At 62.7% G+C, this 20473-nt stretch carries 32 protein-coding genes; 20 read left to right on the plus strand and 12 right to left on the minus strand.

All coding sequences use genetic code 11. From position 1 onward, the window contains the following. The first annotated feature begins 379 nt into the window (after positions 1-379). From mobC to ACFW16_RS32560, 6 genes are all read left to right on the plus strand, one after another. Positions 380-871: a plasmid mobilization relaxosome protein MobC gene (gene mobC / locus ACFW16_RS32535; protein ID WP_380313202.1), complete on the plus strand. Its 492-nt coding sequence runs from the start codon at positions 380-382 to the stop codon at positions 869-871. Beyond that, entirely contained in the window at positions 864-1886 is a 1023-nt protein-coding gene (locus ACFW16_RS32540; protein ID WP_380313203.1) for a relaxase/mobilization nuclease domain-containing protein, read from the plus strand. Before mobC ends, ACFW16_RS32540 begins: the two co-directional genes overlap by 8 nt. A 287-nt stretch (positions 1887-2173) precedes the next feature. Next, a complete protein-coding gene (locus ACFW16_RS32545) occupies positions 2174-2617 on the plus strand; it encodes a thermonuclease family protein (protein ID WP_380313205.1) in 444 nt (147 codons plus the stop codon). Between the two features lie 46 nt (positions 2618-2663). After that, positions 2664-2975: a hypothetical protein gene (locus ACFW16_RS32550; RefSeq protein WP_380313206.1), complete on the plus strand. Its 312-nt coding sequence runs from the start codon at positions 2664-2666 to the stop codon at positions 2973-2975. A 151-nt stretch (positions 2976-3126) separates the two neighbouring features. Further along, complete coding sequence (locus ACFW16_RS32555; protein WP_380313207.1) at positions 3127-3366, plus strand: hypothetical protein; 240 nt, start codon at positions 3127-3129, stop codon at positions 3364-3366. 322 nt (positions 3367-3688) lie between these two features. After that, positions 3689-4402: an SOS response-associated peptidase gene (locus ACFW16_RS32560; protein WP_380313208.1), complete on the plus strand. Its 714-nt coding sequence runs from the start codon at positions 3689-3691 to the stop codon at positions 4400-4402. Between the two features lie 83 nt (positions 4403-4485). Here ACFW16_RS32560 and ACFW16_RS32565 read toward each other — a convergent pair whose 3' ends face one another. After that, positions 4486-4689, minus strand: a complete 204-nt coding sequence (locus ACFW16_RS32565; RefSeq protein WP_380313209.1) for a hypothetical protein — start codon at positions 4687-4689, stop codon at positions 4486-4488. Between the two features lie 522 nt (positions 4690-5211). Continuing rightward, positions 5212-5829 (minus strand): hypothetical protein, encoded by a 618-nt coding sequence (locus tag ACFW16_RS32570; RefSeq protein ID WP_380313210.1) that lies wholly within the window; start codon positions 5827-5829, stop codon positions 5212-5214. A 71-nt stretch (positions 5830-5900) separates the two neighbouring features. Here ACFW16_RS32570 and ACFW16_RS32575 point away from each other — a divergent pair, with 71 nt between their 5' ends. Then, positions 5901-6098, plus strand: a complete 198-nt coding sequence (locus tag ACFW16_RS32575; protein ID WP_380313212.1) for a hypothetical protein — start codon at positions 5901-5903, stop codon at positions 6096-6098. Positions 6099-6483: 385 nt separating this feature from the next. Here ACFW16_RS32575 and ACFW16_RS32580 read toward each other — a convergent pair whose 3' ends face one another. The 6 genes from ACFW16_RS32580 to ACFW16_RS32605 form a co-directional block, all read right to left on the minus strand. Beyond that, entirely contained in the window at positions 6484-6822 is a 339-nt protein-coding gene (locus tag ACFW16_RS32580) for a type IV secretion system protein VirB3 (protein WP_380313213.1), read from the minus strand. A 3-nt stretch (positions 6823-6825) separates the two neighbouring features. Then, on the minus strand, positions 6826-7140 hold the full coding sequence (locus ACFW16_RS32585) for a TrbC/VirB2 family protein (protein ID WP_380313215.1): 315 nt from the start codon (positions 7138-7140) through the stop codon (positions 6826-6828). A 3-nt stretch (positions 7141-7143) separates the two neighbouring features. Continuing rightward, on the minus strand, positions 7144-7374 hold the full coding sequence (locus ACFW16_RS32590; protein ID WP_380313216.1) for a hypothetical protein: 231 nt from the start codon (positions 7372-7374) through the stop codon (positions 7144-7146). 46 nt (positions 7375-7420) lie between these two features. After that, positions 7421-8110: a lytic transglycosylase domain-containing protein gene (locus ACFW16_RS32595; protein ID WP_380313217.1), complete on the minus strand. Its 690-nt coding sequence runs from the start codon at positions 8108-8110 to the stop codon at positions 7421-7423. A 6-nt stretch (positions 8111-8116) separates the two neighbouring features. Then, a complete protein-coding gene (locus ACFW16_RS32600) occupies positions 8117-8383 on the minus strand; it encodes a hypothetical protein (RefSeq protein ID WP_380313218.1) in 267 nt (88 codons plus the stop codon). Between the two features lie 376 nt (positions 8384-8759). Continuing rightward, on the minus strand, positions 8760-9134 hold the full coding sequence (locus ACFW16_RS32605) for a hypothetical protein (RefSeq protein WP_380313219.1): 375 nt from the start codon (positions 9132-9134) through the stop codon (positions 8760-8762). Between the two features lie 276 nt (positions 9135-9410). Between ACFW16_RS32605 and ACFW16_RS32610 the strand changes: the two genes are divergently transcribed. The 6 genes from ACFW16_RS32610 (at position 9411) to ACFW16_RS32635 (ending at position 14939) form a co-directional block, all read left to right on the plus strand. After that, positions 9411-10637: an FIST signal transduction protein gene (locus ACFW16_RS32610; protein ID WP_380313220.1), complete on the plus strand. Its 1227-nt coding sequence runs from the start codon at positions 9411-9413 to the stop codon at positions 10635-10637. 140 nt (positions 10638-10777) lie between these two features. Continuing rightward, a complete protein-coding gene (locus ACFW16_RS32615; protein WP_380313221.1) occupies positions 10778-11626 on the plus strand; it encodes a hypothetical protein in 849 nt (282 codons plus the stop codon). A gap of 142 nt (positions 11627-11768) precedes the next feature. Continuing rightward, complete coding sequence (locus ACFW16_RS32620; RefSeq protein WP_380313251.1) at positions 11769-11945, plus strand: ribbon-helix-helix protein, CopG family; 177 nt, start codon at positions 11769-11771, stop codon at positions 11943-11945. Between the two features lie 275 nt (positions 11946-12220). After that, entirely contained in the window at positions 12221-13567 is a 1347-nt protein-coding gene (locus ACFW16_RS32625) for a hypothetical protein (protein ID WP_380313222.1), read from the plus strand. 405 nt (positions 13568-13972) lie between these two features. Next, positions 13973-14194: a hypothetical protein gene (locus ACFW16_RS32630; RefSeq protein WP_380313223.1), complete on the plus strand. Its 222-nt coding sequence runs from the start codon at positions 13973-13975 to the stop codon at positions 14192-14194. A 94-nt stretch (positions 14195-14288) separates the two neighbouring features. Next, positions 14289-14939, plus strand: a complete 651-nt coding sequence (locus ACFW16_RS32635; RefSeq protein ID WP_380313224.1) for a hypothetical protein — start codon at positions 14289-14291, stop codon at positions 14937-14939. Between the two features lie 38 nt (positions 14940-14977). Here the strand turns inward: ACFW16_RS32635 and ACFW16_RS32640 are convergent, their stop codons facing one another. Beyond that, entirely contained in the window at positions 14978-15130 is a 153-nt protein-coding gene (locus tag ACFW16_RS32640) for a hypothetical protein (protein ID WP_380313225.1), read from the minus strand. Positions 15131-15231: 101 nt separating this feature from the next. On the opposite strand from ACFW16_RS32640, the gene ACFW16_RS32645 reads away from it, so the two are divergent. Genes ACFW16_RS32645 through ACFW16_RS32655 form a run of 3 tightly spaced genes read left to right on the plus strand, consistent with a single transcriptional unit; the run spans position 15232 to position 16809 of the window. Then, positions 15232-15828 (plus strand): phospholipase D family protein, encoded by a 597-nt coding sequence (locus tag ACFW16_RS32645; protein ID WP_380313226.1) that lies wholly within the window; start codon positions 15232-15234, stop codon positions 15826-15828. 40 nt (positions 15829-15868) lie between these two features. Further along, the gene (locus ACFW16_RS32650) at positions 15869-16492 is read left to right on the plus strand and encodes a recombinase family protein (RefSeq protein WP_380313227.1); all 624 of its coding nucleotides are present in this window, start codon (positions 15869-15871) and stop codon (positions 16490-16492) included. Continuing rightward, entirely contained in the window at positions 16489-16809 is a 321-nt protein-coding gene (locus ACFW16_RS32655; protein ID WP_380313228.1) for a hypothetical protein, read from the plus strand. Before ACFW16_RS32650 ends, ACFW16_RS32655 begins: the two co-directional genes overlap by 4 nt. A 32-nt stretch (positions 16810-16841) precedes the next feature. Here ACFW16_RS32655 and ACFW16_RS32660 read toward each other — a convergent pair whose 3' ends face one another. Further along, complete coding sequence (locus tag ACFW16_RS32660; protein ID WP_380313229.1) at positions 16842-17315, minus strand: hypothetical protein; 474 nt, start codon at positions 17313-17315, stop codon at positions 16842-16844. A gap of 315 nt (positions 17316-17630) precedes the next feature. On the opposite strand from ACFW16_RS32660, the gene ACFW16_RS32665 reads away from it, so the two are divergent. After that, the gene (locus ACFW16_RS32665) at positions 17631-18071 is read left to right on the plus strand and encodes a hypothetical protein (protein WP_380313231.1); all 441 of its coding nucleotides are present in this window, start codon (positions 17631-17633) and stop codon (positions 18069-18071) included. Positions 18072-18224: 153 nt separating this feature from the next. Here the strand turns inward: ACFW16_RS32665 and ACFW16_RS32670 are convergent, their stop codons facing one another. Both ACFW16_RS32670 and ACFW16_RS32675 read right to left on the minus strand, forming a co-directional pair. Further along, positions 18225-18521, minus strand: coding sequence for a hypothetical protein (locus ACFW16_RS32670; protein ID WP_380313232.1), 297 nt, complete (start codon positions 18519-18521; stop codon positions 18225-18227). Further along, positions 18521-19126: a hypothetical protein gene (locus ACFW16_RS32675; RefSeq protein ID WP_380313234.1), complete on the minus strand. Its 606-nt coding sequence runs from the start codon at positions 19124-19126 to the stop codon at positions 18521-18523. The genes ACFW16_RS32670 and ACFW16_RS32675 overlap by 1 nt, the downstream gene beginning before the upstream one ends. Before the next feature lie 105 nt (positions 19127-19231). On the opposite strand from ACFW16_RS32675, the gene ACFW16_RS32680 reads away from it, so the two are divergent. From ACFW16_RS32680 to ACFW16_RS32690, 3 genes are all read left to right on the plus strand, one after another. Beyond that, a complete protein-coding gene (locus tag ACFW16_RS32680) occupies positions 19232-19549 on the plus strand; it encodes a hypothetical protein (protein ID WP_380313235.1) in 318 nt (105 codons plus the stop codon). A gap of 1 nt (position 19550) precedes the next feature. Beyond that, on the plus strand, positions 19551-19721 hold the full coding sequence (locus ACFW16_RS32685) for a hypothetical protein (RefSeq protein WP_380313236.1): 171 nt from the start codon (positions 19551-19553) through the stop codon (positions 19719-19721). A 65-nt stretch (positions 19722-19786) separates the two neighbouring features. Further along, on the plus strand, positions 19787-20128 hold the full coding sequence (locus tag ACFW16_RS32690; RefSeq protein WP_380313237.1) for a hypothetical protein: 342 nt from the start codon (positions 19787-19789) through the stop codon (positions 20126-20128). Positions 20129-20473 lie beyond the last annotated feature (345 nt).

A 20473-nucleotide genomic window follows, 5' to 3' on the forward strand; every position in this document is an offset into this window, starting at 1 on the left:
CCCACCCGTCAGGGTGGCCGGCGGAGCCGGCGCGGAGCCACGCACAGGCCCGCAGGGCCGAGCATGGCGAGCGGGGTTGCCCTCACCGAGCACCCCGGCACTCGTCTCTGGTCAAACCGTCTCGTGCAGTTCAGGCCCCTAGGGGTGTTGCGTACGATCCCAAGGTGCGCGGAGGATGCCGCGCCAGGGGCGGCGGCAAAGGCCGACCGCGGCTAGCGGGCGGCGCCGTGTCGATGCCGGGCGGAGAGGTCAGTTTGCGCGTGCAAACCCAATCTAGTCTTGGGGGGTCTATGGCAGGATAGGCTTGTCGCCAGCAATGTAACACACTATTCTCGTTCGGATGGCTCACATCACGCTGCGCTTGCCAGACGATCTCGCTGTGAAGTTCGACAGCTTCGCCTCAAAGAGCGGCGGGCGATCGAAGACGCTGCGTCGAATGATTGAGGCCGTCACCGGCTCTGAGCCTTCGGTCGAGGCAGCTCCGCGTGGGCATTCGGAGAAGGTCACAATCCGGCTGAAGTCGGTCGACCTGGCCAGGCTTGACGAGCAGGCCGGGGACGCGGGGATGAGGCGAACGGAGTGGATCGCGGCCCGGGTCCGCGAAGCTCTTCACGCGCGGCCACAGTTCTCCCGAGAGGAGCGCCTGGCGCTAGTGAATGCGCATCGCGAGATTCGGAAGATCGGGGTGAATATCAACCAGATCGCGCACGCGATGAACGTCGCCGTGATGCCTGGGTCGTCGGTGCTCGACAACGAGATTGCCGCCGTGAAGGACTGCCATACGGACATCATGGAGATCGGTCGCCGGCTGCTGAAGGTCGCCGCGGGACGCGCGGACGCAGTGAAGGGGAGGGGCGGCGAGAATGGCTGAGTTCGTCACGCCCAAGGGCTTTCAAGACAATTGGCGGCCGCCAGCTGGGAGCCGCGTGCTGCAGCCGCAGCGTCCGGCCCCGAGCGGGAGCGGCCGAGCGGATCAAAGCCGGCTCGCCCGGATTGCGCGCCGGGCGCCGGAGGCGATGGTGAAGATCACCGGCCGCAAGCGGGACGGTGCCCACGTTCAGAGCCATCTTGAGTACATCAGCCGCAACGGCAAGTTGGAGCTCGAGGAGAATACTGGCGAGCGAGTGGGCGGACGTTCGGGAGTGCGCGAGCTCGGCGACCGGTGGGACGACGCCAACCAAGCGGACGTGGAGCGCCGCCGCACTGGCTCGGCCGCGATCTCGATGATCCTGTCGATGCCGGCGGGGACCGATCCCGACCGGCTCCGGGAGGCAGCGCGGGCCTTCGCTCACCACACGTTCAGCGAGAACTATGATTACGTGATGGCGCTGCACACGGACGTGAAGCATCCCCATGTCCACCTGACAGTGCGCACCGCGGGGCACGACGGGCGCCCACTCAATCCTCGCAAGGCCGATCTGGATGCGTGGCGGCAGTCTTTCGCGCGCGAGCTGCGGGCGAGGGGCATCGAGGCCGAGGCGACGCCTCGGCGGGCCCGAGGCAAAGTGCAAAAGGCGGAGCGCGGCCCGATCCGACAGATGCGGGATCGAGGCGTCACCCCGCAGACCGTGCGCTCCGCGCATCTTGAGGTAGGACAGGAGTTGACTGGTCGGAAGAAGATCCCGACGCGCCCTTGGGAGGAGAACATCGTCAGGCGGCAACAGACGATCCGTCAAACCTACCTGGCGACTGCGGGCGCGCTGGCACTCTCACCTGACGCCGAGGATCGGCGCCTCGCGGAGGATGTACGAAAATTCGTGGCGGGGATGCCACCCATCGAGACCCGCCGCCACGCCATAGCGCGAGAGATGGGCCCCGAGCTGCGGAAGGAGTTTGGCCGCGGGCTGGATCGCAGCCCCGACCGCGATTCCGGTCGATCTCGCTAAGAAGTTTGCGCATGCAAACTCTGGTGGGCGCCAGGTTTGATACGCGGCCTACCATCGACACGATGCCGACAGTGTCGCGTCGCCGACCCGACCTATTGAGCGGGATCTCGACGTTTGCCGGCCTGGTTCTGCACGGTAGGCTTGACCGGCGGCTCCTCCGCGCGGCCCCCTAGGACGACTCGCAAGCCGCCAATTCCCGGCGGGAGGTCCGTCGCTCGTGGGCGCGTTGTCGCCGGCAAGCGTGAGACGCAGCTGGTGAAGGATCCGGCCGGTATGGAGGAATGGTGGTGAGCGTCGTGCCCTTCCATCGCCGGCGCCGACAGCAGCGGCCGCGGCTCAGCACGACAACGCTCAAGGGCATAATCGCTCTAGCGCTCGTAGGCGGAAGCGCGCTTGTGGGCTATGACGCCTTCACAGGTCAGCGGCTGCATGTGGTCGACGGCGACACCTTCGATCTGGATGGCGAGCGCATCAGGGTCTGGGGCATCCAGGCGCCGGAGATGCGTGATCCCGGTGGTCAGGCGGCCAAGGCAGCGCTCAAGCGCATCCTGGTCGCCCCGGTGAGTTGCGAGCGGAAGTATCTCGACCGGCATCAGCGCACGGTGGCAAGGTGCTTCAGCGACGGCCGCGACATCGCAGCGGAGCTCGTATTGCAGGGCTTCGCCGTCGACTGGCCGTATTACAGCGGGGGATATTATGCGCGGATTGGCGAAGGCGGGATTACTCGGTAGCGCGCTTGCGCTCTCGTGCGGAGTGGCTTCAGGGGCGGATAGGGCGATGATGCCTAAAGAGGGCTGCTTTGGAGCCTTCTATGCGACCAGCCGAGCATACTTGATCCATGCGCAGGGGCTCGCGCTTCTGAGGCGCAGCGTAGGCGGCCTTAACGCGACTCAACAGGCCACCACGAACAGCGTCTTCAATGCGTTCGACTTGGTGATCGAGAGCTCCACGTGCAGCGTGGGAATATGGAACGACTTCAAGCAATGCGCCGTGACGGCGATGCAGTCGACGGATATCACCACGACCGCGGGCTATGAGATGGTCGCTCGCGACTGTTACGACCGGTTCTCCAGCGTCTATGGGCAGTAGGGCGAGAATGCGTAAGCGGGGAAGCGCTCTTGCGCTTATCAGCGTGATCGCCTTATGGGGGCGGAGCGCAGACGCGCAGATCTCACCCACACCAAACGGCTGTAACTGGGCATTGTCCGCGGCAGCCGAGACATACATCGATTGGCGCTCCTTGCTCGACGAAGAGGGAGGCACAAAGGCGCCGGGCTACCAGTGGGACTATTTCATCGGCGCTGAACGGACCATCGCGACGATGGTCGAGCGTATGGGGTGCGACACGGCGCTTTGGGAGCGGCTCAAGAGTTGTCTGTTGGAGGAGCTCGCCCCGAGCAAGGGCGAAATTGAGGGCAGGTTGGTGGCCACCTACAACCTGTGCCGCGAGAGGGAGCTCGGGTTGAAAGAGGGCGAATAGCAAGGGTGCCGTGGTGACGTGGGATAGCGGGGAAATTGTGAGCCGCGGCACTCGTTCGGTCCCGGATAGTCGCCGCGAGGCGCGCCAGGCGGTATGAGCCGGCTCGATGACATAGGTCGCAGCGGACGCGCACGACCACATAGGGGTAGGCGGACAGCCGCTTGGGGGCCATTCCGGGAGCTTGGTCACGGTCCTGACTCGACATTGGGCATCGGCCGAGATTAGAACAGAATGAGAACTCAGCAAGGAGCCGGCGGCGCATAGCTGGACGGCCGAACGGCCGATTGCCAAGCTGGTGCCGCCGCAGTCGGGGGAGGCCTGCATGTGCTACGCGAAATCGATGAGGAAAACCCGGGACGAGCTCGCCGACCTCGCCCGCTATCTCGACGTCGACATTGAGAGCGACTGGCCGCAGATCGAGCCGCGGTACATGATCCGGGCTCCGAAGCGCGCCGTCATCCTGCACCAGGCCGGTGAGAGCGAAGCCCTCGCCGCCGAAATCGCCCTCTGGGATCTGGTTCCGCCCGGCGGGGGAAAGCCGTTTCTGCGAGCCAACGCCCAGGCGGAGGGGCTGGCGAAGACCTGGCCGTGGTCAGTGCTGCTCCGTGATCGCGAGCGGAATTGGAGATGCATTTCGCCCTGCGATGGATTCTATGAGCCGGAGAAGCCCGCCAGGGCCAAGGGGACCGTGCCGTGGTCCTACTACGAGCGCAAGGATTCGGGCTTGTTCTGGCTGCCGGGTTTGTGGAACGAGACCCCGGGCCCGGACGGCAAGCCGATGGCGTCCTATACGATCTTCACGACCGCGGCCAACAGCGTGCTGCGGGTTCACGATCGGATGCCGGTCATGCTCGACGCCGCCGCGGCCCGGCGCTGGGTGCTGGATCCGGAGCCGCCGCTAGACCTGCTGCAGCCCTACCCGGCCGAGCTGATGCACGCCTGGCGCGTCGGCGACGAGGCGAAGAACCCCGGCGGCCGCGATCATCCGGGGTTGATCGCGCCTGTCCCGGAGACGGCCACTGGCTCGCTGCTGTAGCGCCGATCGCCGGCGGCATCGCGGCGAAAGGAAGAGGGCGGCCAAGTGGCCGCCCTCGTTGATGGTGCAACCGATCCTCGCCCCTACGATCTGCCGTCGCGGTAGATGAAGAGCTGTCGAGGTTGGTCACGCTCTGAAGTGAAGATGATGCCGAACATGAAGGGGAGCATCGTCACCAGGCCAATGCCCAGGAACACCCAGGCAAGGACAGCCTTCGCGCCAAAGAGCGCAAAGCAGCCGCCGACGACGGCCGCGGCGATCGCGATTATTATCAACAGCCTCTTCATGGGTCGGCCTCGTTCAAGCGAAAGAATCTTACACGACCTCATCGGGTTTCGCGAGACCTTCAAGCCATGTGGCTCGGATGGTCGGCCAGTGGCCGCGGAGCTCAGCAGCGTACCGGGCTGCCCGCCCGAAAGTCTCAGCAGTCGGCCGAACCAAGTCCGGATCGTCCGGATGGACCTCAAGGCCCCATTCGATCAGCGTGGCCGCCGGCTCCCCGGGGCAGCCTGCAGCGTGTCGGCAGATCCACCGCTCATCCGGCCTTAGGCCGCGCAGGGCGCATTCGGGCACCTTGAGGAGTGGGCCGAAACCACCTGGAAGATCGGGTTGGTATGGACACCAGTCGACCATGACATCGCCGGCGATCGACATGCCGCGGGTGCCTGCTGGCCAAGCGCCGATCGGTGCTCTGAGTGCGGAATCGATGAAGAGGGTCATGCGAGGTGGGGGAGAGGACGGTTTGCACTTGGAGATGCCGCCAGGCGCGCTCCGGAGCCCGCTGACGGCCGTTCTCGGTTTTCGGCGACTTATCGCGTGCGCTCCGGCTCCGGCCGCTCCTGGGCCTTCTGTGCGATTTCTGCCGCCTTCTCCTTCACGGGCTCTGCCACCGTGGCCGTCGGGAAGGTTTTTCCCTGTTCGATCTTTTGTGCCATCGCCTCGCGCGCAAGGTCCATGAACTGTCGGCGCTTCTGAGGATCTTCAATCTGCTGAACGATGGACTCGATAACCTTGAGCTGGCTTTGGGCGCCGACGAGATCCTTATCGCGGGCGAGCTCCGAGGCCGGCGCTTCGCGGAGCTTAGCGGCTGTGATCTCCCAGCGGTTCCGGTGGACCTCGCGAGGCTCCACGACCTCCTTGCCGGTCTGGGGATCGACCGTTCTGACGTTCTTCAGCACGCGGTCAACGCCTTCGCGGCGGAGCTCAATGGTGTCGCCGATCTTCGCGCCGGAGTCCTTGAAGGTCTCGGCGATCCCGACTCCCCATACCTCATGGCGCTGCCCGTTCTTTCCCTCAAGCACGATGAAGGAGGACAGCTCCTTCTTCGGATCGTGCTTGTAGCGGTCAACCCCGACGTCGAGCACCTTTCCGACGAAGCCCTTGTCGTAGTTGACCCGCTCGGGCTTGTCGCCGCGGCTCGCCACCACGTGCTCATTCGAGACGACGAGACGAGGCGCCTGACCAAGGGCACGGGCATGCGCGAGCCGGTGTAGAGCAGATGGAGCATTTCCATCGGCTCGCTGAAGACCAGGCCGTCATCCCGTTCATAGAGCGTCAGGCGCCGCGGCCGGTACGGTCGGAGCAGTTTTTCGGCCGTGAGGGCGGCGCTCTGCAGTCGCTCGATGTCGTCGCCGACATCGTCGTCCGAGCGGTCCTTGCCGAGCCAGCGTTGCACGATCCCGGCGACGCGCTGTAGCGGCTCGTGGGGCGGGCGCAGGACGAGCGTCAGATAGAGCTCGTTCCGATACAGTCGGTGATCCGTGATCCGGGCCTTGTAGGCCGCGTCGAGATCCCGGGCGAACTTCGATCGGAAGTCCCCGGCGGGATAGGTTCGATCCTCATAGTGGATGGCGTGATGCCAGAGGGCTAGGCGCGGATGTGCGAGATTCCGCCACGCTGTGTTCAAGCCCTCGTGGAGACTATCAATGTTCGTGGGATCTGTGGTTTCGAAGGAGATTCCGTCGAGACGAAAGATCATCATGAGTGCGGTCGAGTCGAGCGAGAGAATGTCGTCGGTGACATGCCGCACATAGGGAAGATACTGTGGTGGCTCGACTTCCTTCTTTCGGACCTTCAGCAGATCATCCATCAATCCAGTCCTTGTGCGAATAGGACCGCCACTGCCTCAGGGGCGACACAGTCGCGCCGCCCCAAAAGGCATTGGTCTTGTGCCGCCATCGCGTGTTCGAAGCGCAGAAAATCACCCGGAAGGCGTTCGGGTCGTACTTCGTGATCGCGCGACAGATGCCGCCGAACAGGAGGGCGAGCGGGAGGAAGCCCAGTAGACTCCCGAAGAAGAATGGCGAGAGAAGGCCCGCCAGCATCACGCTCACCCCCACCGCCTCAATGGGAATGCCGGCATAGAGGGCGGGCCGGGTGCACGCCAAGAACAACGGATCCTCTGACCGGCGGTAATCCATCGATCAGCTGCCCAGGATCATGCCGGCGAGCTCGGCGGCCGACCCGACGACGACGATGCCGATGACGGTAATCGCCGCCCGTCGCAGATCGAGCATTCCGAGGAGCCAGCCTATCGCCGTGATGATGATCGCGAGAGTGGCGAGCGCTAGGATGGTCGAGCCGCCGAAGACGTTGTTTATGATGTTGTTCAGCGCCCCCTGGAAGGTCTGCGCTGCTGCCGGCTCTGCCAGGCCGAAGACCATGGACATGGTCATCAGGGTGATGGCGCACGCTTGACGGAGGGTCTGCTTAGGCCGCGTCAGCTTGGGAAGCTTCAATGCTCATCTCCTAGTGGTACTGAGGGATATCTCCCCGGCGTACCGGTACTTGTTTCGACATCGGCCAATGGCCGCATCCATAGACCTGTAGAGCTTCAGTGATTTGAGGTATGTGAGGATGACGAAGTCACCGTCACGATCGCTGAGGCCTAAAGTCAGGGAGTAGCCGTCGGCCCTCTCGGTGATGTGAACCTTGGTGACGGACGCGCCTTTCTTGAGTGCGTGGGTCACCATGCGTTCGGTGAGTTCCTTCGGTCGGAATTTTGGTGGGGCACCTCCCTCAATTCTTGTCGCGGAAGAGGACAACCCCGGCGCTTTGGCGCTCCCGGTTGAATGGGTCCCACGAGGACTTTTCTTCTGTTTTGACGGCATCGCCTTCACGACTTGTCGGGTCCGTTGCGACTACCTCGGACGCGACACGCGGCGCGCCAGGTGGAAGCTGGACGCCGTGAAGTGTGACCGAGCCGTCCGCCTGGGTGGCGCGTTCGAGCTCGATCGCGGGCACTACCTCGGTCGCGGCCGAGAGCACCCGCGCAACATAGCCGTTTCGGAATCCCTTCGTGGTGTTGCCGGTGTTGTAGGCGGAGAACGCCATCTGAAGCGCTTCCTGCCCCGGCTGACCGCTCTCGTCGACCGATTGGGTGTAGCCATCCTCCAGGACCTTGGCGGCCGCGCTCAGGTTCTTACAGGGGTCGAAGGCGTCGGCGACGGTGAGGTCAAGCCAGTCGAGGTTGCGGCTGTTGATCTGGCCGATGCCGAGATCGACGCTCTTGCCATCGGCGATGGCCGAGCTCGCGATTTCGACAGCCTCCTCAGGTGACCGCGGGTATCGGGCCCCCTCGCCGTTGATGTTGATCGCGAGCGTGTTGAACTTGCTTTCCGTCTGAACGACCGCCGCGAGCGTCGTCGGAGAGACAGTCGGAGCACAGGCTTGCGCAAGCTGCAGGAAGGTGGCGAGTTCGAGGATCATCGCCGGTCAGTGCAGCTTGAACCAGACGCGCTGCGTCACCGGCTGACCATCGGCGCCGGTGTAGCTGACATCCACATAGTTCGGCGTCGGGTTGCGCTCGGCCTTCTTCTCGAGCGGCTCATCCCGGCAGACCTCAGTCTCCCTATCGCCGCGGGACTGCTGAGTGCAGACCCTGTGCGTTTGTGTCAGTGATTGGCAGACATTGCCTCCGAACAGGGCGCCGGAATTCTTGAGCTTCCAGCCTTCCTCGCATCGGAAGAGCTGGATACCCATCCCGGAGCTCGACACGCCACCGGTCGAGCAGCTTGGGAAGGACCCGCCAGACTCTAAGACATTGTAGAGCCGCGTTATGGGCGGAACGCACTCTGAGTACTGCGTCGCACCCCCCGGATTCGAGAGGCACAGCAGAACCTCGCACCCCCATTCGCTCGCTTCGGCTTTGTGCCCGGCTGCGAGGCCGATTAAGGCGGCAGCAGCGGACGAAAGCAGCACTTTGCGCACGCCACACTCCTTGCTCTGTGGTCGTATAGACCTATAAAAACGACTATGGCGGGTTAACCAATGCTGCTCGCGAGGCCCCTGTGAGATGCGGCGCGTGCGAGCTCTGACGATCAGTTTCGGTCTGTCAGCAGCAGCTAGCTATCCCGCCTCAACCCCGGATGACGGCCAACGCCTCCTCGATCGTCCGAACGGGCGTTCGGTCGCCGAAGGCCGGCTCAACCACAAAGCCATCCTCGATCGGATAGATGATCAGCTCCGGCGACATGCCCTCATCCCGAGTGCCCAGGGGCCCAAACACCTCCAGGACCCGCGGCGGAGCATCGTCGAAGGACACAGGTATCGCGACCAGGCCGCATTCATGCCACGTCGCTGTCCACTCCTCCGCCGTCTTCAGCTCGGCATCGGATAGGAACCGGTCTGGCGGCATACAGCTGACAGCCTCCTCCGGGTTCTCCATCCACCTGCGGAAGAGACGGGGCGTTACCGCCCTGGCCGCTGAGACTTCCTGCCTCGTGAATCCCATCACGTTCTCCTAATAGGGAATTTTACCTCTTCCCTGTGCCTGCATTTTTCATATTTTGTGGAGCACGATCTCGGATCGCGCAAGGGAAAAAGTTGGAAAATGCGATGAAAAATGACCTTCAGAACGCTTGCCGCTGGCGTCGCAAGGACGTAAAGGCTCTTTAGGAATGCGAACGCCACCAAGAAATGGTGGCCCAAAAGGACGAGCGCAGCCTGTACATCTGCATAGCCAGAATGATGTCTAGCAATTTAGCAAAAGCGGAGCTGTCGGACCGAGATGCATCAGGTAGTCAAGCGACCCATCCTCTCCGCCTTTGGACGTTCCGCTTCCGCAACAACTGCTGCCGGCATGTGCATAGCAGCACTTGGGGACATATCTCCAACACTGCTGATAGTCTTTTGCGGCGGCAAGCTGAATGAGATGGAGGTGCTGAGGACCTTTCGGGCCCGATTTGGGAATATCCCGGTAGTCGGGGGAGCTGGGGCTGGAGCAATTGCGACAGGAAAATTTGGCTATAGTGGTTTAGAGGTTTCTGTATTAGCGTTCACCGACCAGAGATTGACACCGCGCGTCTTCGCCGTGCCTGATTTGCGCATCGGAGAAGAAGTTGCGGCCGGGCACTTGGCCCAAAAAATGAAGCCATTTCTGAGTGATGGGGACACTGTGACGCTATTTTTCGACAGTGTCGCGACGAACAAGCCACTTCGGCTGCATTATGCGAGCCCTATTGTTAAAGGGTTTTGCAACGGCTGCGCTCCGATCCGCCCGCAGGTCTTGGGTGGTGGGACGCTCACAGATTTCAATTTCGGCGACGCATGGGTGTTCGACGGCGACGAAATTCGGCGCCATGGCCTCGTCGCGTTGCTGTGGCCCTCGGTGATCACGGCCGAGACGTTCGTTCTCCACGGCTGCGTCCCGGCGAGCGCATTTCTCGAGATCACGAAGATAGACGGTGCGGTCGTCTACGAGCTTGACCACCAGCCCGCGCTGCGGGTGCTGGAGAGCCGCCTTGGTCTCCCGTTCACGACGCCTGACGCAGACCGATCGCTGACCTTGCTTGCGACGCTCGGGCAGAAGCAGGGGGATCCCTACGCCTACCCGTACGACGAGAATGCATATGTCAATCGGCTCATCCTATCCGCCGATGCTGAAGCAGGTTCGGTGACTCTTTTCGAGCCGGATTTTGCTGAGGGTGCCCGGGTGCAAATTATGTCTCGGGACAGCTCGTTCATGCTGGATTCCGTCCGCCGCGGCGTGAGGGCCGCGAACGAGGTAATAGCGGAGGGCGACGCCCTACTTGCGCTTTATATCAATTGCGCCGGGCGCGCATCCCGACTTTCGGGAGCCCGCACAGAGGAGACCGAAATTCTTACGAACGGCCTCTCTCCTTCGATTCCATTGGTCGGTTTCTATTCGGGCGTGGAGATTGCTCCGTTTGCGGACGATAGCCCTCGCGCGCTGGATTGGACCGGCCTCCTTGCAATAATGCGGTATCGCCAGTGACAGCGGAGAATGCCCCTCTCGCCGACAGTATCGAACGGGAAGTCGCCTATTGGCGACGGCAGTGCAATGAGCTTGGCCAGCGCCTCCACCGCAGCATCGAAGAGCAGAGTCTCACCTATCGCGAGGCGGAGCGAAGCCGAATGCTGGCAAGCCTGAGCCGACAGCTGGCGAAGTTGGGCGAGCGCAGCACCTCCGCCGCATCAATCTCGATGTCGACGCTGGAGACGTTGGCCAACGCCGCTATCGCCGATCGCGCCGCAATTCTGCGTGAGGACCGGAGCGCTCCCGGAACGTTTCGCCTGCAGCACGCCATTGGGTTTGGCGACGCGCCTGTGCCCGTCGACCTGCTGCTCGGCCGGGCGCCGGCCTTCTACTACACCGCCAGCAGCGCTGGGCGTTTTGAGAACACGGCCGCGGCGCTGTCCACGTTCCTCGGTGTTCCCTACGTCCTCTGGAGCTACGACAAACCGTCCGGCTTCGCCCTCCTCCTTGGGAACATCCAGGAGGGCAACACGGCGCGGCCCTATCAAGAGAGCGATCGAGACCTCATCGACACTGCGCTCGACATCTACCTCGATGCCCTGCTTCACAAGGCTGCGCCGGCAGCCGACGATGCGGCTTCCAACCCGCAAGGCGGCAGTGACGTCCCAGGGCCCCTCGTCGAGGGTGAGCTGCTGGAAGTGGAAATCCGAGAGCAACTCCGAGAGGGCGGCCGGATAACCCGCGCGGTCGTTGTTGAGCGCATCAATGACGGCGGCGTCGAATATACACCATACCTTTCGACGAGCTGGCGTGCCGGTTACTCGGTCTTGCGCACTCACCGAAAGTCAGACAAGACCTACAAGGACTACACTCGCCTCCGTCAATATCTCAGAGGGGAGTGTGAATATTCCGGACCGATCACAAACTATGTCGTAGGCGCTGAAGAGCTGCATCAGCTTCCGGGGATCAAGCCTGAGGACCTGTTCGGACCAGGCACGATTCTCTAGGAGCTACCGCGCAATGCTCGCCAGAACGTCGCTTCCAAAAGTGAAAATCCGGCAATGCCAATGGGTTGCAGAATGTTCTTTGCACCACACGTCGAATCTGACAGTTTCACTAGTTATGAGTCGGAAGCCCACAGCACAGGCGATGAAAGCCCACCGCGCTCGTCAGGCTGCGAGTGGGCGGCAGCAGGTGAGTTGTTGGCTTCCGGCTGATCTGGTCGAGCGTATCGACCAGCTGAAGAAGCAGCGCGGGTTGCGTGCTCGCGCTGAGGTCATCGAACAAGAGTTGAGGCGGCTGATAGAGGCAGAAACCAGGGCATAAAAAACGCCCGCTGTTGGAAGCAGCAGGCGTTTTTTGGATGTTGGTCGAGCGCCGTTTGGGGACGCCCTACCGGGCTAAAGACACCCCCAAACATAGCGAACTCGGTTCCCCTTCGCAAGGACGATCCTGCGAAGACAGGAGACGTGCGACCTGCGTCCAGCCCTCCACCAGGAGGACGAAGGCATATGACCATGGCGCAGAGCGCGTCGGCGGCCGCGGCCGTTCGGCGAACGCTATCTCCTACCCTAGGCGAGCCGGATCGGGAGCCTCTTCCCGTGTCGGCGAACAAGCTGGCCCTGATCGAGGCTACGGATCAGCTGCCGCACGCCGAGCAATTCAGCGATTTGACGCCGGCTGATAGCCGCGTGCTGCGCTACCTGCTGTACCGCCTGAGTCCTGAGGACCTGGCTGAAGGCCTCACGACCGTTTTTCCGCGTCCCGATACCATCGCGATCGGCGCCTGCCTCACGGAGAGATCCGTGCGCAGCTCGCTCGATCGGCTCGAGGAGGCGGGGCTCATCACACGGCACCGACGCCGGCGGCGGTCCGACCTCGTCGACCTGGCCGGGTTCCTTGAGGCCGCCCCCACGATTGTTGAGTTAGCGAAGGCAGCGCTCGCACGGCACCGCGAGCAGTTCCAAGCGGAAGAGATTTCCCCCGGTCACGGAAAAAATTTCCGCCACAACAGAAACAGTCACCTAAATCAGCCCTTATCTGTTGAACACGCGGACGCTACGCGAAGCCCTGCTCGTAGGCGGTCGGCTACGCCGCCCGCAGATCTCGACGACGAAACCCGTCAAACCTCACAGAATGGTGCTAACGGACGGGCCCAAGATTGCTTGGCAAGGCAAGCAAGCGGAGATTTTGGTTCCGGAACGGCACCGTCGCCGGCGGCTGAAACGCCCTTTGCCGCCCTTCTTGCGGTCAGGGAGCACTCCCGGACGTGCCGGATGCTGTGGGAGACCCTGAGCGACGAACCGGACTCCCTGAACGTCGTCGAGGCCCGGGCGCGAGCGCACTTCATCGAGATGATTGATGGGGACCGCCAGCCCGGGCAGAAGAGCCGTAATCCCGACCACATCTGGAGTTGGGCCGTGAAGCGGCATGGCGCCGACCGGGCCGTCCTCGCCTGGGTTATCGCCTGCGATACAGCGGAAATCACCAATCCGGGAGGATGGTTTCTCCGTTGGGTCTCTGCGCCGGGCACCTGGGATCTCGCGCCCAACGTTGCCAAGCTCCGGCGGACTCCGGCCGGAAGTCAGGGGACGGCGTCGCGATCACCTGCAGTCACTCCGCCGTCGGAGGCAGCGCAGGGGCCCGTGCCTGAGGCGGCCCCTCCCCTGCCCCTCGATATACGGATACCGCCAGCAGCCAAAACGGCCTGGGATGATTTCCGCCGAGCATGGATCGCGGAAAAGGATGAGGCCGGCTGGATCTCATGGTTTGAGAAGGGGGGGATTTGCGTCGGGCTGCAGGGCTTCCGGCTCCAGTTCGCCGCGAACTCCGGCTTCATACGAGATTGGCTCGTCCAGCAGCTCGGCGATGTCAACTTGCGAGCCGCCCACAACGCTGGTCTCGACGGAATCGACATCATGCTCCGGCGGAAAGGGCAGCTCCATTGACCTCCTGCCCCTTGTTCGACGAAGGCGAACATGCCGCGCGATAGCGCGGGACGAGGGGAGACGCCCCTCGTCCCGACACCCCCAGGACCGCCGGGGCGCGCAGGGGAGGGCAAACCCCCACCCGTCAGGGTGGCCGGCGGAGCCGGCGCGGAGCCACGCACAGGCCCGCAGGGCCGAGCATGGCGAGCGGGGTTGCCCTCACCGAGCACCCCGGCCCGGGTTGGAGTTTGCACGCGCAAACTCTCGGAACGCTCCTGCCGTATCAAAACGCTTGCCGGATGGGTTTTTGATAGTAGAGTTTTGATATGGCTTTTGAAGCGGGATACCACCCTCGCCTGCGCGAGGTCGGGGGAACTCTCAAAAACGGTCGTTTTTGCGTGCAACACTCAGAGGAAGGAATTTCAGATGCCGAGGAATTTTCGACCGAGGATCGTCGAGCCTCCGATTACCAATGACAAGTATGGCGTCGGTGTTGAGCTGGAGTTTCACGAGCAGATTCCCGGACTGAGCGGCGACACTTTGCTGCTGTACTGCAACGACGATACAACGATGGAGCAGGCGGTAGCACTGAAGAACCTATTGGCCTCCCTGGTCGAGAAGATTGCCGTCTCGAATCCGCGGAAGTGACGAAGGGGAAGAGATATCTACCTACGACGATGTTCGAATTCCATCGAGAGTGGCAAACGACTTGTAACATAGAGACAAAGAGCGGGGGGAACTCGTGTTTTGGAAGAAACGTCGAGCAGATGCGACTCAGACGGCGAACGATATATGGAATGGCTGGACGCCAGACCTGATAGGGCGTGTCACGAAGTTCAAGCACTTTGAGGTGACACTTCGCTCCTTCCTGGTGACACATAGCTTTATTCCTGAGGATCTCGCGATGGCGGACAGGAGCGCTATAGCGGAGCAAGAAGACTATGAAGCCATGCCGCTTTTATTTCGAGAGCCCCCAAGCCGACGCCGGCAGGAATATCGGGACCTTACAGTTGAAGGCGACGGTCTTGTGCTCAGACCTTCCGTGGCATGCAGCCTCGCTGTGTACCAGGACAGGTTTGAGCGGGTGATCGAGCGACAGACGGCCGGCGAAGTCGTGTTGGATGCGAGAGATTTGGGTGAGACCAAGGGCGACGAGAATCATGCATTCACAACGCCTGTTCTGGCGATCAGCCTCTCAGACCCCGATGGTAGCGTGGCAGATGCTCTTCGGTGTGCAATGCATGCGCACCGTGGCATGCCAAGCGAACCAACCTTCAAGGTGATTCTCCGCGAACCGCTGGGCGCGACAGCGGATACCATCCGCGACGATCAACGATCAAGGAGGGCTGCAATCGAGCGACTTATAGTTTGGGAACACTGGTCCATCAAATGACACACCAAGTCCAGAGCGCCGATGAGCTGCTGCAGGTTCTACGAGTAGCGCCGGAGCGTCGAAGCGTTGTTGAGACGGATCTCGACGTGGTCGTCATTGACAGCGGCGAAGCTGTGGCGCGGATCGGCCGAGATTCGGAAGCCTATGGGCTCCTCGATGAGGCATTCAGCGCTGATGTCGAAGGGGATCATGCGGCCTGGTCGAGCCTGCCGGTCCGGTACGGGCCAGCATGCAGCACGTGGGTGCTACCGGAACTTCCGCTAGCACCGTCAGCCCCGGAAGCCTGATCACAATGAAGGGCAAGCTCCTTTCCGCCGCGGGCGTCGTGATCGGCCTCGTCACAACCTATGTGGTGCTCGATCAGAATGGCGTTCTCGAGAAGGTCGCGCCGCGGGCTCAGATCGTCACAGGCATGATCCGGGGCGGCGATCTCGTTCCCTGTTTCACGCCCGGCCAGGACTGCACGTCCTTCATCACGGCCCGGATTGGGGTCGCCGAGCGATCGGTGCTGGTCCAGGCCTACAGCTTCACAGCGCCGGAGATTGCCCAGGCCCTTGCCGCCGCGAAGGCCCGCGGCGTCGACGTTCGGGTCATCCTCGACGGATCGCAGGAGACGGATCGCTATAGCGTCGCGACCTACTTCCAGAACCACGGTCTCACTCCGTTGATCGATGACCAGGTAGCGGCCGCGCACAACAAGGTGATCGTGGTGGACGGGCGGGACGTGTTCACCGGCTCGTTCAACTTCACCCGCTCGGCGCAAAGCCGGAACGCGGAGAACGTGCTGCTCGTGGCCAACAATCCCGCGCTCGCTAAGGCCTACATCGAAAATTGGGAGCGTCGGGCAGCCGTCTCGCGGCCTTACCGTTCGGCAGCGACCACGAATTGATAGCCGGCTAGCTCCGGCACGCGACAGGACCCCTCCCCCCATGCTGATCGGCTATGTCCGCGTCTCGAAATCCGACGGAAGCCAGGTCCTCGATCTTCAGATGGACGCCATGCAAACCGCCGGCGTCGACCCAGGCCACATCTACAGCGACAAGGCGAGCGGCAAGAACTCGGATAGGGCCGGCTTCGAGGCCTGCCTGAAGGCTCTGCGCGAAGGCGACACGCTGGTGACGTGGAAGCTCGACCGCGTAGGCCGAAGCGTGCGCGAGCTCATCGTGCTCTCAGAGGAGCTGCAGCAGCGCGGGATTGGGCTGCGCATACTCGCCGGCGTCGGCGCCGGCCTCGACACGTCGACCGCGGCCGGCAAAGCCTTCTATGGCATTATGGCGGTCCTCGCCGAATGGGAGCGCGACGTGATGATCGAGCGGACCCGCGCGGGCCTGGCGGCCGCCCGAGCTCGGGGTCGGGCGGGCGGGAGGCCGGCGAAAATGACGCCGGCGAAGCTGCGCCTCGCCTCGTCCGCCGCTCAGGATCGATCTCAGAGTATCAAAGGCATCTGCGACCAGCTCGGAATCTCGACAGCTACCTTCTATCGGTACCTCCATGCGGACGGCCGACCCACCGCCGCCGGCGAGGCCATCCTCAAGAAGGGCCGCCGGAAATGACGAAGAAGCATGCGCCCGAGCTCGCGGCCGTCGCCCGGATTTTCGAAGGCGTTCTCATTGGCTTCGATTTCGGTCGGGCCGATCACCCATCGGAGGTGCTTGTCCCTGGGGCCTTGAAGGTTCGCGCAATGGAGGTGTTCCTGCAGCGGCTTCAAGTGTGGCGTCTCAATCGCACCGGCGACCGCGAGCTCGTCCCGATCGAACCGGGGGCCCCGGACGACGAGCTCGAACACTGGTTTGATGTGATGCTGCAAACGGTCGGCGAATTCGGCATCTGGCTAGTTCCTACCCGTCCTGGCATTTCTGATTCACAGTAGCCGGGCGGTACCTCAAATCTCCGAATTCCCCGCTACATGCCATCGAGGTGATCGCAGCGATCCGGCGAGTCTTGATTGTACCTATTTAAAAGAATACCCTCGGCGGTCATTGCGGGGCATCCACTCGCATACCTTCCTACATTCACGGCTGCGGCAAAAACGCCAAGGACGGGAAGAAACATCAGAAAAATGTAGAGGACTGTTGCAAGAGCTATATATGCAACGGTATTTCTCATCTTTCGGTTTTTTCTGCTCTTCCAGGAGTATGTAAGTAGTATAGCATAGACAACAATGGCCGCGATTCCGAAAATCACGATGAAGAAGATCATTAGGAACAGTATAGGCGCAAAGACGTATTGGGCGGACTCTTTGTCGGATAAACCAACGGTGATCATTGATACAAGTAGTATTATTGATGATGCTATGGTCGTAAAAATAAACCTGCTGATGGCTTTCATAGACTCGCTAGAATGCAACTCATCTAACCTTTTAATGAGGTCTTGCATCAAACATCTCCGGATAACTTGCGGACCCGAATCGTCGACAGAGATTGTGGTGAGGAGTCGGCCGAAAGGCCAGTAGCCTCATTCTCAGCCTCGTCAGGCGGGGCCTCACGTCCCGCCCAGCGGGGACCCGAAGCCGGCTCGTTCAAGCTAGGTCTACACTGCGCCCATGGTGGGCTATGACCCGAAAGTGCTCGGATCGTCCGGTTTTTCGAAGCGGACCAAGGGAGTAGGGCAGAGCGGCCGCTCGGCCGCCCCTTGCCGCGTTTTCGCCGTAGGCACAGACTGAGTAGGCACCATGGCAGAGGGGAACGGGAGATGCCGTCACCTACGGAGATCGTTCGAAGCACGCTCGCCGCCTATGGCAGCTACATCGAAGATGCCTTCGGCTCCTACGCTTCGGAGGTGTCTGCAGCCTGGGACGAGGTGTTGACCGCGATCGACGCTCACGTTCGGGCAGTCGAGCTCAGCCCAGGCTTCTTCGCCCGTTGGGTGGAGTTCGACTCGGTCGATGGGGAACGGGATGCCGATGACCAGCGGTCGGTGGTTCGGATTGAGTTCATCTCCCAAGTGATCCCTGACACCGTCATGCACTTGTCGACGGAGAACACCGACGCTGTGCCACGGCTCGACATCTTGACCACGATGCGCCGCGGAGTCGGCCTCCTGGATAGAGAATGGGACGAGCTGGATCCGGCGGTCGCGATTAAGCGCTTCATCGACCGGCACAACGCGAGAGCGGCGGCCGAGACCCGGTAGCGCGGGTCTGCTGGCTGAAGTTGGTCCGACCCGGAGCGTGGTGGGGATGGCCCCGGGTCGGGGTGGATGTCGCTGGAGTCCAATGGCACCCAGGCATATCTAGAACCGACTGAGCGGAATCCGTCGATCCCCCATTTCGAGGGGCGGCGCGTTCTAAGAGCGCGTGGGTGGCGCAGGCGCAGCATTCCTGGGCTGGCCCGCAGCCGTGCGAACCGCCGCCGCCAGACGAGCGGCGCGCACACGCCCGCTCTCATCAAGATCCAGCGAACCACCGGCAGCCAGCAGTTGCAGACCCGCCGCGGCATCGAGAATGTCGCGGTCAGTGGTCCCTTCGCGACACAGTGTGTCCAGGGCAAGCGCACCGGAAAGAATGCGTGCTCGATCTGCCTCACGTCCGGAGGCCTGGTCGTCGAGCACGGAAGCTGCATCCAGTAAGCCGTTTATGGTCATCAAGCCGCCTGAAGCTGTCGGAGCTGATCGCCGACCCCGATCAAAACCGCTTCCCAGGGGCCCGGCTCATATTCATGGCCCCCGGTCACCGTGCCGCGGATCTTCCCGTCCGGGGACGCCAGATCCTCGGGCAGCCGGCTTCCGTCAATGCGCGGAGGCTTGTCCCAGCCACTCATCTCGACCCGGACATCCATCACGGGGATCTTGTCGACCTCAAGGCCGAGATCTCCCTCGCCGGTGATCACGTTGTAGCCCAGGTCCAGCCGGTAGACGTGGCCTTCATGGGCCCACATGATCCGCGCGTTGTCATAGTCGTCGGTGTTTTCGTCGGCTGGCCAGAACTTGTGCTGGAAGCCGAGCAGGGGAAATTCCTCATAGTTGCAGGCGGCCGCCGCGATCTCGCATGCCGCCGCGGCCGCCGGGCTCTGGATTGCCAGCTCGTTCAGCTGGGCCAACTCCGCGAACTCGCCGGTCTTCGCTTCCTCGGCCGCCTTTGCCAACTCGGCCTCGTAGCGGGCCTGGTCCCAGGTGGCGATGTCGCTGTCGGGGCTCTTGCCGCCGCTCAGGGGGAAGGTCTCGATGATCTTGTAGGGGCCTTTCGCCATGGCACACCTCCTTACGTCTGGGCGGAGGCTAGCCCAAAATCCAGAGTCGACTCAAGCAAAATGTTCTCTTAATGTTCTCATCCGTCCCGATGACGGAGGAACACCATGATCCGCGATCCCATCGACACCGAAATCATGCGCGGCCTCGGCGACGGCGACGGCGACGGCGACGAGGACGACGGCGACCTCAATCTCACGATCGAAGAGGCGCAGACTCTTTCCGATCGCGAATTGCATCGGCGCGTTCGGACGATCGTCCAGGACCTCGAAGCGACCTTTGGCCGTGGCGTGCTCCCGCCAGACCTTCCCTGGCGTGCCAGCGCGATGACGCGGGATGAGCTGCTGTTGGCCGTGGAGACTCATGCCTATTGGTTCGACCCTCGCGGTCGCCACCCCTACCTCGGCCCGGACCGGCAGATCTGAAATGCTCGACCTTCCCACCGTGCTGCGCCGCTGCCGTGAGGTGGTGGCCTACCATCATTCATTGACGATGCCCGACCTGGTGGCGGCGATCGACGCGCATCTCGCCCAGCTCGAGGCCGCGACGCCGTCGCGGGGCGACCAGGCGGCCGAGGAGACCGGGGCGGGCGGATGAGCCGGCGTCGAACACGATACACCCCGCCTCCCCTTCGCCAGGGGGCGGGGCCGGGGCCGGCGTGGGTGCGCGACTATCCGATTGAGGATGTGGTCGCGGTTGCCGTCGCCTATCGGGCTCGCTTCGTCGCCCGGAAGAGCTTCGGGACGGCTTTTGAGGCCGGACTTCAGGCTATGCGGGCCAGACACCCCGACATGCCGGAGGACGAGGCGCGGCGTGCCGCGTTCCAGATCATCTCCGCGTGCAGCCGCGAGCACAGCGCCTTCTTCCACTACGAGATTCCGAAGGGCGCAGAGCTGTGGCCGCCTGGCTGGAATGTCGATGACGTGCAGGTGGACGAGGCCGTGCAGGAAGCGAAGGCGACCGAGCTGCGGCAGCTGATCGAGGCGCGCCGGGGTCATGCGTGATCGCCAGCCCATCGCGCCCGAGGACAAGTGGACCCTCGCCGAGGTGCCGCAGTGGGGCGTTGTCGTAGGGATGTGCGGCGGCTGTTCGCACGTCGGCCCGATCGACCGTTGGCGCGCAGCTGGTCGGTTCGGTCGCTACACTCCGTTGAAGAACCTCAACCGCTACCTGACGTGCAGACGGTGCGGGAACCGCCGGTTCAACACGATCGGGGTACAGCCTCTGCCGCGGTGACCGACTTCGTCGAGCGGAGCGCCTGAAACACCGAAGGACACCGCTATCGGAAATGGTCCCCTTGCTCATCGGATCGGATAGGGCAATTCTATCGTGCCCCTTTATGGCGATCT

The sequence above is a fragment of the Inquilinus sp. NPDC058860 genome, assembly GCF_042743185.1.
Taxonomy (GTDB): Bacteria; Pseudomonadota; Alphaproteobacteria; order DSM-16000; family Inquilinaceae; genus Inquilinus.

Excerpts from the sequence above, each read along its gene's own strand:
- ACFW16_RS32540 (WP_380313203.1), top strand. The coding sequence starts at position 864 with ATGGCTGAGTTCGTCACGCCCAAGGGCTTTCAAGACAATTGGCGGCCG.
- ACFW16_RS32550 (WP_380313206.1), top strand. The coding sequence starts at position 2,664 with ATGATGCCTAAAGAGGGCTGCTTTGGAGCCTTCTATGCGACCAGCCGA.
- ACFW16_RS32560 (WP_380313208.1), top strand. The coding sequence starts at position 3,689 with ATGTGCTACGCGAAATCGATGAGGAAAACCCGGGACGAGCTCGCCGAC.
- ACFW16_RS32565 (WP_380313209.1), bottom strand. The coding sequence starts at position 4,689 with ATGAAGAGGCTGTTGATAATAATCGCGATCGCCGCGGCCGTCGTCGGC.
- ACFW16_RS32575 (WP_380313212.1), top strand. The coding sequence starts at position 5,901 with ATGGAGCATTTCCATCGGCTCGCTGAAGACCAGGCCGTCATCCCGTTC.
- ACFW16_RS32580 (WP_380313213.1), bottom strand. The coding sequence starts at position 6,822 with ATGGATTACCGCCGGTCAGAGGATCCGTTGTTCTTGGCGTGCACCCGG.
- ACFW16_RS32590 (WP_380313216.1), bottom strand. The coding sequence starts at position 7,374 with ATGGTGACCCACGCACTCAAGAAAGGCGCGTCCGTCACCAAGGTTCAC.
- ACFW16_RS32595 (WP_380313217.1), bottom strand. The coding sequence starts at position 8,110 with ATGATCCTCGAACTCGCCACCTTCCTGCAGCTTGCGCAAGCCTGTGCT.
- ACFW16_RS32600 (WP_380313218.1), bottom strand. The coding sequence starts at position 8,383 with ATGGGTATCCAGCTCTTCCGATGCGAGGAAGGCTGGAAGCTCAAGAAT.
- ACFW16_RS32605 (WP_380313219.1), bottom strand. The coding sequence starts at position 9,134 with ATGGGATTCACGAGGCAGGAAGTCTCAGCGGCCAGGGCGGTAACGCCC.
- ACFW16_RS32610 (WP_380313220.1), top strand. The coding sequence starts at position 9,411 with ATGCATCAGGTAGTCAAGCGACCCATCCTCTCCGCCTTTGGACGTTCC.
- ACFW16_RS32615 (WP_380313221.1), top strand. The coding sequence starts at position 10,778 with ATGCTGGCAAGCCTGAGCCGACAGCTGGCGAAGTTGGGCGAGCGCAGC.
- ACFW16_RS32620 (WP_380313251.1), top strand. The coding sequence starts at position 11,769 with ATGAAAGCCCACCGCGCTCGTCAGGCTGCGAGTGGGCGGCAGCAGGTG.
- ACFW16_RS32630 (WP_380313223.1), top strand. The coding sequence starts at position 13,973 with ATGCCGAGGAATTTTCGACCGAGGATCGTCGAGCCTCCGATTACCAAT.
- ACFW16_RS32640 (WP_380313225.1), bottom strand. The coding sequence starts at position 15,130 with ATGATCCCCTTCGACATCAGCGCTGAATGCCTCATCGAGGAGCCCATA.
- ACFW16_RS32645 (WP_380313226.1), top strand. The coding sequence starts at position 15,232 with ATGAAGGGCAAGCTCCTTTCCGCCGCGGGCGTCGTGATCGGCCTCGTC.
- ACFW16_RS32650 (WP_380313227.1), top strand. The coding sequence starts at position 15,869 with ATGCTGATCGGCTATGTCCGCGTCTCGAAATCCGACGGAAGCCAGGTC.
- ACFW16_RS32655 (WP_380313228.1), top strand. The coding sequence starts at position 16,489 with ATGACGAAGAAGCATGCGCCCGAGCTCGCGGCCGTCGCCCGGATTTTC.
- ACFW16_RS32660 (WP_380313229.1), bottom strand. The coding sequence starts at position 17,315 with ATGCAAGACCTCATTAAAAGGTTAGATGAGTTGCATTCTAGCGAGTCT.
- ACFW16_RS32665 (WP_380313231.1), top strand. The coding sequence starts at position 17,631 with ATGCCGTCACCTACGGAGATCGTTCGAAGCACGCTCGCCGCCTATGGC.
- ACFW16_RS32670 (WP_380313232.1), bottom strand. The coding sequence starts at position 18,521 with ATGACCATAAACGGCTTACTGGATGCAGCTTCCGTGCTCGACGACCAG.
- ACFW16_RS32675 (WP_380313234.1), bottom strand. The coding sequence starts at position 19,126 with ATGGCGAAAGGCCCCTACAAGATCATCGAGACCTTCCCCCTGAGCGGC.
- ACFW16_RS32680 (WP_380313235.1), top strand. The coding sequence starts at position 19,232 with ATGATCCGCGATCCCATCGACACCGAAATCATGCGCGGCCTCGGCGAC.
- ACFW16_RS32685 (WP_380313236.1), top strand. The coding sequence starts at position 19,551 with ATGCTCGACCTTCCCACCGTGCTGCGCCGCTGCCGTGAGGTGGTGGCC.